Annotated in this window: 9 protein-coding genes and 1 pseudogene; 4 read left to right on the top strand and 6 right to left on the bottom strand. The window is 70.2% G+C overall.

Going from position 1 to position 10,309, the window contains the following annotated elements; genetic code table 11:
* The 5 genes and pseudogenes from NRB56_RS11805 to NRB56_RS11785 all read right to left on the bottom strand — a co-directional run.
* Window positions 1-376, bottom strand: a 376-nt coding sequence (locus NRB56_RS11805; protein WP_319942867.1) for a biotin carboxylase N-terminal domain-containing protein, incomplete at its 3' end; no start/stop codon positions are given.
* Window positions 377-499: 123 nt separating this feature from the next.
* Window positions 500-692, bottom strand: a pseudogene (locus tag NRB56_RS11800) (citrate/2-methylcitrate synthase); the annotation flags it as partial.
* A 12-nt stretch (window positions 693-704) separates the two neighbouring features.
* A complete protein-coding gene (gene prpB, locus NRB56_RS11795) occupies window positions 705-1,619 on the bottom strand; it encodes a methylisocitrate lyase (protein ID WP_153341204.1) in 915 nt (304 codons plus the stop codon).
* 211 nt (window positions 1,620-1,830) lie between these two features.
* The gene (locus tag NRB56_RS11790) at window positions 1,831-2,667 is read right to left on the bottom strand and encodes an SDR family oxidoreductase (protein WP_153341202.1); all 837 of its coding nucleotides are present in this window, start codon (window positions 2,665-2,667) and stop codon (window positions 1,831-1,833) included.
* Between the two features lie 244 nt (window positions 2,668-2,911).
* On the bottom strand, window positions 2,912-3,418 hold the full coding sequence (locus NRB56_RS11785; protein WP_153341201.1) for a flavin reductase family protein: 507 nt from the start codon (window positions 3,416-3,418) through the stop codon (window positions 2,912-2,914).
* A 160-nt stretch (window positions 3,419-3,578) separates the two neighbouring features.
* Here NRB56_RS11785 and NRB56_RS11780 point away from each other — a divergent pair, with 160 nt between their 5' ends.
* Window positions 3,579-4,574, top strand: coding sequence for a baeRF2 domain-containing protein (locus NRB56_RS11780; RefSeq protein ID WP_153341199.1), 996 nt, complete (start codon window positions 3,579-3,581; stop codon window positions 4,572-4,574).
* 543 nt (window positions 4,575-5,117) lie between these two features.
* Window positions 5,118-5,792 carry a phosphate signaling complex PhoU family protein gene (locus NRB56_RS11775; protein ID WP_153341197.1) on the top strand — a complete coding sequence of 225 codons (675 nt, stop codon included), beginning with the start codon at window positions 5,118-5,120 and terminating at the stop codon, window positions 5,790-5,792.
* Between the two features lie 77 nt (window positions 5,793-5,869).
* Here the strand turns inward: NRB56_RS11775 and NRB56_RS11770 are convergent, their stop codons facing one another.
* Window positions 5,870-6,346, bottom strand: a complete 477-nt coding sequence (locus NRB56_RS11770; protein ID WP_194290814.1) for a threonyl-tRNA synthetase editing domain-containing protein — start codon at window positions 6,344-6,346, stop codon at window positions 5,870-5,872.
* Between the two features lie 287 nt (window positions 6,347-6,633).
* Here NRB56_RS11770 and NRB56_RS11765 point away from each other — a divergent pair, with 287 nt between their 5' ends.
* Both NRB56_RS11765 and xylA read left to right on the top strand, forming a co-directional pair.
* The gene (locus NRB56_RS11765) at window positions 6,634-9,003 is read left to right on the top strand and encodes an AAA family ATPase (RefSeq protein WP_153341194.1); all 2,370 of its coding nucleotides are present in this window, start codon (window positions 6,634-6,636) and stop codon (window positions 9,001-9,003) included.
* Between the two features lie 101 nt (window positions 9,004-9,104).
* Window positions 9,105-10,307, top strand: a complete 1,203-nt coding sequence (gene xylA, locus NRB56_RS11760) for a xylose isomerase (protein WP_227837511.1) — start codon at window positions 9,105-9,107, stop codon at window positions 10,305-10,307.
* Window positions 10,308-10,309 lie beyond the last annotated feature (2 nt).

Genomic DNA, 10,309 nt, shown 5'->3' with positions numbered 1-10,309 from the left:
CCCGCGCCGCCGCGATCGCCCGCGCCTTGTTCCCCGTCAACTCCAACACCGACGCCGACGGACCCACAAACGTGATCCCCGCCTCCACACACGCCGCCGCCAAATCCGGATTCTCCGACAGAAACCCGTACCCCGGATAGATCGCGTCCGCCCCCGAATACCGGGCAGCCGCGATGATTTCGGATACGGTCAGGTACGCGCGGACCGGGTGGCCGACCTCGCCGATCTGGTACGACTCGTCGGCCTTCAGCCGATGGGAGGAGTTGCGGTCCTCGTACGGGAACACCGCGACGGTGCCGACACCGAGTTCGTAGGCGGCGCGGAACGCGCGGATCGCGATTTCACCGCGATTTGCCACCAGCACTTTGCCGAACATATCTGTCTACCTCGTCTCATCATGGGCGGGGTGATCCGGCATCGGGGGTAAACGCCGGACGGCCCGCACTGAGTGCGGGCCGTCCGTGAGAGTGGCCGGGTACGGTCTGTCGGCCACGAAACGTTATGGCACACCGAAGTATTCGTTCAGCCGACGAATCAACGCCGCGGATTCGCCCTGCTCGATGATGTTGGGCGGTCCAGCCGATGACACGGCTCATCACGAAAATCGGAGTGAAGACCTCGATGTCGAACCCAGACAAATAATAGGCCGGAGCGCCCGAAATGTCGAGATCGAGCCGGATTCCTGTGATGGGACACATGAGGCGTCACGGTTTCCCGCCGCGGCTGAAATCGACGATGGCCGAGTCGAATTCGGCGTACCGCTCGTACCGCAGCAACTCGTACAACCGCTCGCTGGGCTGGATCCGGTCGATGAGTCCGGATTGTGTTCCCCGCTCGTGGATCTCGCGCAACCCGGCCTCGGCGGCCCACAGCGCCAGCCGCAGTGTGGTGAGTGGATAGATCACCGCATTGTAGCCGATGGACTCCAGCAGGCCGGCCGGAATCAGCTCGGACCGGCCGAACTCGGTCATGTTGGCCAGCAACGGGATCGGCAGCGCCGCGCGGAACTGCTCGAATTCGGCGACCGTGCGCAGTGCTTCGACGAAGATGACGTCCGCGCCGGCGTCGACGTACGCCTTCGCCCGTTCCACTGCGGCCTCGATCCCCTCGACGTCGGCCGCGTCGGTGCGGGCGCAGACGACGAAATTCGGGTCGCGGCGGGCGGATACCGCCGCGCGCACCCGCCGCACCATCTCTTCGGTGGGAACCACGGTCTTCCCGTCCAGGTGCCCGCACCGCTTCGGATTCACCTGATCCTCCAGGTGACAGCCCGCGATCCCGGCGTCCTCCAGCAGGGTCACGGTCCGCGCGGCGCTCATCGGCTCACCGAATCCGGTGTCGGCGTCGATGAGCACCGGCAGATCGGTGACCCGGGCGATCTGGCCGCCGCGCTGCGCGACCTCGGTGAGCGTGGTCAGGCCGATATCGGGCAACCCCAGATCCGCGGACAGCATCGCCCCGGAGACGTAGACGCCCTCGAACCCGATCTCCTGGATCAAGGTGGCCACCAAGGGATTGAAGGCGCCCGGCAATCGCTGGATCCGCCCGGAGGTGAGTCCCGCGCGGAAGGCGGCCCGCTTGTCGGCGGCGGAGGTGGTGGCGGCGAGCAGACCGGTCATCGGGAACAGCCCCTTCGGCAGGTGTCGGGCTCGGGTGAGCCGGGCGGTGCAATCGAGCGGGTGCGGTCGCCGGACGGCGGCCGGCGGGCCGGCCACCGCGAACAGCAGGTCCCGCACCGCGATTCGACCATGCTCGCGGCGAGCGTGCGGCACTTCACGGCGGTCCGGATATCGCCGGCGGCTCGGCAGTCCGGGTGCCCGTCGCCCGCACTCAGCGGAAGTCCTCGGCGTGGTCGCGCGCCCAGACCTCGAAAGGTGTTGCCGGGCGGCCCAATATCTCGGCGGTGGCGTCGGTACCCAGCTCGGCGGGTAGTGCGGGGACCACACCCCCGGTCCGCAACAGGCGGTCGACCAAGGGTTCCGGCAACTGCGTGAGCTGCTCGGCGCGGTAGGTCTCGCGATCCACCTGCTCCAGCCGGACCGGTTCGCCGAGCGCGGCGGCGATGGTGGCGACCTGTTCGCGAACCGTGATCGGCCCGGGACCCAGAACGAGCGGAGCCGCACCGCGATACGTGTCACCCAGTAGCGCCCGCACCGCGACCTCCGCGATATCCCGTTCGTGCACCGGGGAACTGGTCGCGTCGGGAAAAGCGGTGCGCAGCACGCGATCCGTGCGGATGGACTGCCAGCGCAGCGTGTTCGTCGCGAAATACCCCGGCCGGACGAAGGTTCGGTCCAGCCCGGCCTCGTCCAGCGCCCGCTCGACCACCGCGTGCCGGACCGCGATCGGGTTGGCCGCGGCGTCCGGCCACACCACCGAACTCGACGACAGCAGTACCACGTGCTCGACCCCCGCCTTCCGCGCCTCGGCCGCGAAGTCGGCGGCCGCCTCCGGATGGGCGTAGAGGAACACCTTGCGGACCCCGGCCAGCGCGTCCGGCAGCGAGGCGCGATCGGTGAGATCGGCCCGCACCACCTCGGCACCGGCCGGGACGTCCACGGAGCGTGGGTCGCGGCTGGACACCCGCACCGGTTGCCCGGCCGCCAGCAATTCGGTCAGGACGGCGCCGCCGATCTGCCCGCGGGCACCGGTCACCAGAATCGTCATGGGGGAACGCCTTTCGAGAGTTCGTGGTTTCGCGTTGTGCACCAGCTCGTTACGCAGTACCCGGTGCGGCGGCCGACCCGCGCGGCAACAGCCGCACCCGGCACCGAGTTCGGCGGCGGTGCCGGGTTCCCGCCATTCCGCGGTGCTCGCGGGGTGAGGGAAGCGGGTGGTGCGCCGGAAGGTTGTACGCGGCAGCCTATTTCGCGGGACAGGTGTGGCGCATCGACACCGACGGCCCGTGACGTCAGGCCTGATGGCCCGGCGTGAGCTCCGAGACGGCCCGGTAGCGCAGGGCAGGCGCCTCGACCTCCGGCGCCTGCGCGGCCGTGGGCCGCAGCAGGAAACCCACGTGGTCGCCGAAGTCGTCGCGCCGCAGGATCTCTCCGATGAACCAGCCGGTGGCCGTGGTGAGGATCGGCAATCCGTGCGGCCCCTCCAGCCAGTCGCAGTGCTCGAATTTGTTCATCTCCGAACCGGTTTCGGCGCCGAACAGCTGTGCCAGCGCCATCGACTCCGCGCCGACGAGATGGACCGCCAGATGGGTGGCGGGCATCGCGACCCGGTAGGTGTGGTTCTGCTTCGACAGGCAGGCGAGGAACCGCCGCGGCTCGATGCTGACCTGGGTCCCGAATCCGACCAGGCAGCCGGCGCGACGTCCGTCGGCGACCGTGGTGACGATCCACATCGACCCGTCGGCCCCCTCGATCACCCGATCGAAGGCGCTGTTCGTATCGAGAGCACTGCTCGGCATCAAAAACCCCTCCGGTACCCGGGACGGCGGCACAGCCCGTCCAGAGTACTCAGCCCGTCCGGTTTCGAGCCCTCCGGAGGACGGGTGTCAGCCGAACCGTGACGAGCCGATCCCGGTCCGGCCCGTGATTGCGGCGTCGATACCGGGGTAGCCGATAATCGTGCCGGATCCGACCTTGCGAGAACTGGCCGACCACGAGGGACCCTTCGCGTCGGTCTATGTCGACAACACCCACGACACCGAGGACGCGGCCGCGCAGCAGCGACTGCGCCGCCGCGCCGTCCGTGCCGAATTGTCCGAAAAGGGCGCTACGCCCGCGATTCTCGACGCCGTGGACGACGCCTTGTCGGCCGGCACGCCGGGTCGCTGCGGTCGCGCGGTCATCACCGATCGCCGGTCGGTGGTGATCGCCGAGACGCTGCGTACGCCGCCACCGCAACAGGTGGTCCGGCTGTCGCCGCTGCCCTATCTGCTGCCGCTGCTCGCGCTGCGCGAACCGGTCGTCCCGTACGTGGTCGCGGTGGTCGACGACGACGGCGCCGACCTGAGCGGGGCCGACGCGTACGGGCAGCGGCTGGCGCGCACGGTGCGGGGCGACAATGTCGCGGCCACGGCGCGCGAGGTCACGCGGCTGGCCGACCGGGCCCGGGCCTCGCTGATCCTGCTGGCGGGAGACGTCACCCCGCGTGCCGCGGTCTGCGAGGCGATCGCCCCGCGCAACCGGCGCATCGTGCAGCTCGGCGCCGCCTCGCGCGCGACCGGTCGCGGCGCCGCCGACCTGGACGAGGAGATCCACCGCACCCTGCAAGAGGACGCGGATCAGCGCCGGCGCGCGCTGGCGGATCTGTTCGACCGCGAACTCGGCCGGACGGACGGGCTGGCCGAGCAGGGTGTCTCCGGCATCAGCGCCGCCATCCGCGCGGCCAATGTCGACACGCTGCTCGTCGACGCGGCCGCGCTCGGCGACCGCACGGTGTGCGTCGGCAGCGATCCGACCCAGGTGCGGCCGCTCGATTCGGCACGCGAGCACACCCGGCGGCGCCGCGCCGACGAGGCACTGCCGCTGGCGGCCCTGGCCGCCCGCGCGGACGTGATCACCTGCGTCGGCGACCACTCGCCGGCGGACGGCGTGGGAGCACTGCTACGACACGGATGAGGAGGTCTCCGATGGCGCGAGAGAACACCGGGCGCGACCCGCGGCGAGAGGATCCGGTCACCGCCATCCGGCCGGAGTTCACGCGATCCGCGGTGCCCGAACCAGGCCAGGAACCGGACCCGGACGCCGGACGACCGGTCCCGAACCCGTTGTCGGCGGCCCCGATTCGCAGCGGTGAACCGGCGGAGTCCGGCGAACGGCCGGAAACACCGCAGCCGATGCCCAACCCGGCACCGCAACCGCCCGAATCGGATACCGGCCGGGCGGTTCCGAATCCGTTGTCGGGAGGGCCGATTCGCACCGGCGAGGACGACGGATCCGCCGAACGGCCGAATATTCCGTCGCCCATGCCGAATTCCGCACCGCAACCGCCCGAATCGGATCGGACCTCACCGTAGGTGATCCCGGTCGTGGGAACATTCCGGTGACCGCGTCGCCGACGCGAACCCGTTGACCAGCAACGATCTTCACCGCTCGGCGGTTCGCGCGGGCCATTGCGTCCCAGAACCGGGCGCGAGCAGGCGGGATGCGTTTCAATGGGGTGTGCGGACCCAATATCACGAGAATCTGCAGGAGCTCGCCGAATTGTTGCATGCGATGTGTCTGCGTGATCGCGATGTCGTCGCGGCCGCCACCGACGCACTGCTGTCCGCCGATCTGCTCGAATCCGAGGCCGCGATCGATCTGGGCCGGGAAGTCGAGATCATGCATCAGGAGGCCGAGCGCGAGGCGGTGCGTCTGCTCGCCCTGCAGGCCCCTGTCGCCGGGGAGTTGCGGCAGGTCGTCACCGCGATCCAGCTCACCGGGAATCTGAAGCGGATGGCCGCGCTCGCCACCCACATCGCCGCCGCGGCCCGCCGCCGCCATCCCGAATTCGTGGTCCCCGAACCGGCGCGGCCGGTCATCGCCGCGCTGGGCGCCGCGGCCGTCGGGATCGCCGGCAGCGCCGCGGCCGCCCTGGCCTCCGGCGATCCCGAGATCGCGGCGAGCCTCGACCAGCAGGACGACACGGTCGACCGCCTGCACGAACGTTTGCTGGCGACCGTCCTCGACCCGGACTGGTCCTACGGGATCACCACCGCGGTCGACATCACCCTGCTGGGCCGGTACTACGAACGCTTCGCCGACAACGCCGTGGACGTCGGCCGCCGCACGATCTTCCTCGCCACCGGCGAAACCGCCGACCGGTGGATCCCCACCGACCGCACCGGTCGCTGACCGGGCCGCGCACCGGACGGTCGGCCGGACAGCCGGGTCACCGAATCCCGAGGCCGCTACCGACCGCGGGCGAGCCGTCACCGCAACACGAGACAGCGCCGCCGGAACAGGGCGGCGCGCAGCGGCCGCACCGGGACGGGCAGCCAGGGATCCCCGGATCCGGACATGCGTGCGGTCCCGCGCACATCGCCCGGCGCCGAAGACATTTCGGCCCGCCAGGCCAGTTGCCACCCGAACGGCAACGTTCGGACCCGAATGCCGTTGCGGCGCAGCCGTTCCGCCGCCGACGACAGCACGTCGAGCGTATCCGCCACCCGCGTCAGCATATGCGTGCGCGCGGCCGCGCCGAGATCCGCGAGGTGCGCAGATCCGGCGAGCACGACACAGGCCGCGCCGCTGTCGCCGTACACGCCACGGATCGCGTCGGCGGCCGCGGCGGTGAGCGGGTTGTCACCGGCTTCGACCACCACCCGCAACACCAGGCAATCGGTGAGGACGCGTGGCTCGCCCACATCACGCGGATCCAGCGCGACAGCCCCCGGACCCGGAAACACCGGCGTGTATTCGAATCGGAGACAACGACTTCCGGACAGTCTCATCGTCGGGCACCATGGTCGCCGACAGCAATCCCGCGCATACGAACTCCTCCAGATCGCTCGGTGACCAGCCGGACGCTATCGGCCGCGACCGCGCGCCCGGTTGTCACCGGGCGCACGAATGTTGTCCACCCGCGCAGAACGACCGAGCGGGCTCGTCGGCGACCGCGGTAGTGAGGTGATCGTCCTGCTCGAGGTGCCCCATTCGTGCTCGAACCCACCTGATCAGGACTATTGTGGCAGCGATGGTTGAGTCCGCGCCTTCGGTCATCGATCGCTCCCGCTTGCTCGACGCCCTCCGCACGACCGGAGAGCGCCGGCTGGTCCTCATCCACGGTCCGGCCGGATTCGGCAAGACCACGCTGGCCGCGCAGTGGGCCCGTGAGCTGCGGGCCACCGGCACGCCGGTGGCGTGGCTGACGGTGTGCCCGGACGACGACAACGTGGTCTGGTTCCTCACCCACCTGATCGAGGCGGTTCGCCGGGTGCGCCCAGAGCTGGCCCGCCGCGAGCTGGGCGCGCTGCTCGAGGAACGGTCCTCCGATCCCCGATCCGTCCTGTCGGCGTTGATCGAGGAGATCCACGACACCGGGCGGCCGATCACGCTCGTCCTCGACGACTGGCATCGCGTCGAGAGCCGCGACACCCGCGCGGTGGTCGACCACCTGCTGGAACACGGCTGCCGGCACCTGCGGCTCGTGGTGACCGCGCGCGGCCGCACCGGACTGCCGCTGAGCAGGCTGTCGGCCGAGCGCCAGTTGTTCGAGATCGACACCGCCGCATTACGTTTCGATGCCGGGGAAGCCCGCGCCTTTCTGGTCGGAGCCAGCGAGTTGCCGCTCGGCGCCGAGGACGTCACCCGGGTATGGGCCTCCACCGAGGGCTGGCCCGCGGGTCTGCGGCTGGCCCAGCTGTCGCTGGCCGGTCGCGAGGATCCGGCGCCGTTCATCGACAATCTGAGCGGCCGTCAGCACGTCATCGGCGAATATCTCACCGAGAACGTCCTCGAATCGCTGGATCCGCCGCTGCTGGACTTCCTCATGGCCACCTCGCTCACGACCCGGATCTGTGCCGGGCTCGCCGCGGCGCTGTCGGGCCGGGCCGACAGCGCGGCGGTGCTGGAGCAGATCGCGGACCGGAATCTGTTCCTGCACAGGCTCGACGGCGACGGCGGCTGGTTCCGCTACCACCGCCTGTTCGCCGATCATCTGCAACGCCGGCTGAGCTATTGGGATCCGGACCGGGTCCGCGATCTGCACCTGTGTGCCTCCGACTGGCTGGCCCGGCACGATCTGCTCACCGAGGCGGTGGATCACGCGCTCGCCGCGGCCGAGCCGGAACGCGCGGTCGACCTGGTCGAATCCCATGCGGTGAACCTGGTCAACAGCTCGCGCATGGCCACGATGCTGGGGCTGATGGCGAAACTCCCGGTGCCGCTGACCGAGTCGCGCCCGCGACTGCAATTGTGCGTGGCCTGGGCCAACACCGGACTGAACCACACCGAGCAGGTCCGGGCCGCGGTCCGCCGGACCTACGCGGCGATCGAGGACAGCGACCTCACCCCCACCCAGGAGACGGAGTTCCGGGTGGAGGCCGAATTGGTCACGGCCACCGAGCAATTGCACACCGACCAGCTCGGGGAGGCGCCGAAACTGCTGCCCGGGCACATCGAGCACCTGTCGAATCCCCTGCTGGCCCTGGCGGTGGCCGGGGTGTCCTCCGCCGCCGCGCTGAACCGCTTCGACTATCCCGGCGTACGGCAATGGCACACGACCGCGGTGCGATACGGCCGCGATCTGCCCTCCTTCGCACTCGTGCACAGCAACTGCATCGCGGGCATGGCGGCCTTCGAGCAACTCGACATCGACGCCGCCGCAACGCATCTGACGAACGCCACGGCCACCCCCGCGACCGATTCGGAGGCGGCCGCGCACGCCGCGGCCCTGGCGGGCGCGCTGCTCGGCGACCTCCGCTACGCGCAGGGCCGTCTCGCCGAGGCCGACGAACTGCTCACCGCCGCCACCGCCGGTCCGCGCAAACCCGTCAGTGTGGACGTGATGGTCGCCGCCTACGGCACCGCCGCCCGCCTCGCGGCCCTGCGCGGCGACCGCGATCGGGCGATCCACCTGCTGGACGCCGGGGACCGGAGCGCTCGCGACGGATCGTTGCCGCGCCTGGCCGCTCGCATCACCAACGAACGCGTCCGGCTGGGCCTGCCGATCGCCGACCACGTCCGGGCGGCGCTGCTGCACCGGCCGCCGGACCCGGCACAGCCCGTCCGGGTTCGCTCGGCCATCGCGGAAACCGATCGGGACTCCACGATCCGTCTCCTGCTCGCCGACCGGTCCCTGTCCGCCGCCGCGGTCGCCTGCGAGCACGCCCGGAAGCTGGTGCGCGACATCGACGCGCACCCCCGCCCCCGCGACCTCGCGGCCGCCCGGCTGCTGCACGCGTGCTGCCTGCGGGCACTCGGCGACGACCCGGCGGCCCGGACCGCCGCCGCACCCGCCCTGGCCGCGTATCGCCGCCACGGCCTGCTCCGCCTCGCCCGCGACGCGGGTCCGGGTATCACCGAGATCATCGCGGATCTGGAACGGAACCCGTTGCCGCACTGAGCAACCGGACCCCGGCCCGCGGGCCGCGAACCAACGTCGCGGAATCGATCGTTGTGCTCCACGCCACACCGCTGTAGCATCGGCCCTAATTAGTACAGTGAATGAACAAATTGGTGGTGGACATGGTCGAGCCCACGCGTGCGGACAAGTTCTCGTTCGGGTTGTGGACGGTCGGGTGGCAGGCCCGCGATCCGTTCGGCGACCCGACCCGGCCCGAACTGGATCCGGTCGAGTCGGTGCACCGGCTCGCCGAACTCGGCGCCTACGGCATCACCTTCCACGACGACGACGTGTTCCCGCTCGGCGCCACCGACGCCGAACGCGGCCGCCGCATCGAAAGACTGCGGAAAGCGCTGGCCGAGACCGGTCTCCAGGTGCCGATGGTGACCACCAACCTGTTCACCCATCCGGTGTTCAAGGACGGCGGCTTCACCGCCAACGACCGCGCGGTGCGACGGTTCGCGCTGCGAAAAGTACTGCGCAACGTCGAACTCGCCGCGGAAATGGGGGCCCGCACCTATGTGTTGTGGGGCGGCCGCGAGGGTTCCGAGTACGACACCGCGAAAGACGTCCGGGCCGCGCTGGATCGGTACCGGGAAGCACTGAACCTGTTGACCGAGTTCGTGATCGACCGCGGCTACGACCTCCGATTCGCGATCGAGCCGAAACCGAACGAACCGCGCGGCGACATCCTGCTGCCGACCGTGGGTCACGCGCTGGCGTTCATCTCGGCCCTGGAACATCCGGAGTTGGTGGGGGTCAACCCCGAGGTCGGCCACGAACAGATGGCCGGACTGAACTTCGCGCACAGCATCGCGCAGGCCCTGTGGCAGGGCAAACTCTTCCACATCGACCTCAACGGGCAGCGCGGCATCAAATTCGACCAGGACCTGGTCTTCGGCCACGGCGACCTGATGAACGCCTTCGCCCTGGTCGACCTGCTGGAGAACGGCGGCCCCGGTGGCGCTCCCGCCTACGACGGCCCACGCCACTTCGACTACAAACCCTCACGCACCGAGGACATCGCGGGCGTCTGGCAGTCGGCCGCCGCGAACATGCGCACCTATCTGCTGCTGAAACAGCGCGCCGCCGCCTTCCGCGCCGATCCCGAAGTGCGACAGGTGCTCTCGGACGCCGGCGTACCCGACCTGGCCCGCCCGACCCTCGACCCCGGCGAAGGCCACGAGAGCATCCTCGCCGATCCGGCCCTGACGAACTTCGACGCCGACGCCGCGGGCGCCCGCGGCTACGGATTCGTCCGGCTGAACCAACTCGCGCTCGAGCACCTGCTCGGCGCACGGTAACC

This window comes from Nocardia aurantia, from assembly GCF_009604425.1.
Taxonomy (GTDB): domain Bacteria; phylum Actinomycetota; class Actinomycetes; order Mycobacteriales; family Mycobacteriaceae; genus Nocardia; species Nocardia aurantia.
The sequence above is the reverse complement of the archived record's forward strand: the minus strand, read 5'-3'. Positions and strand labels throughout refer to the sequence as shown.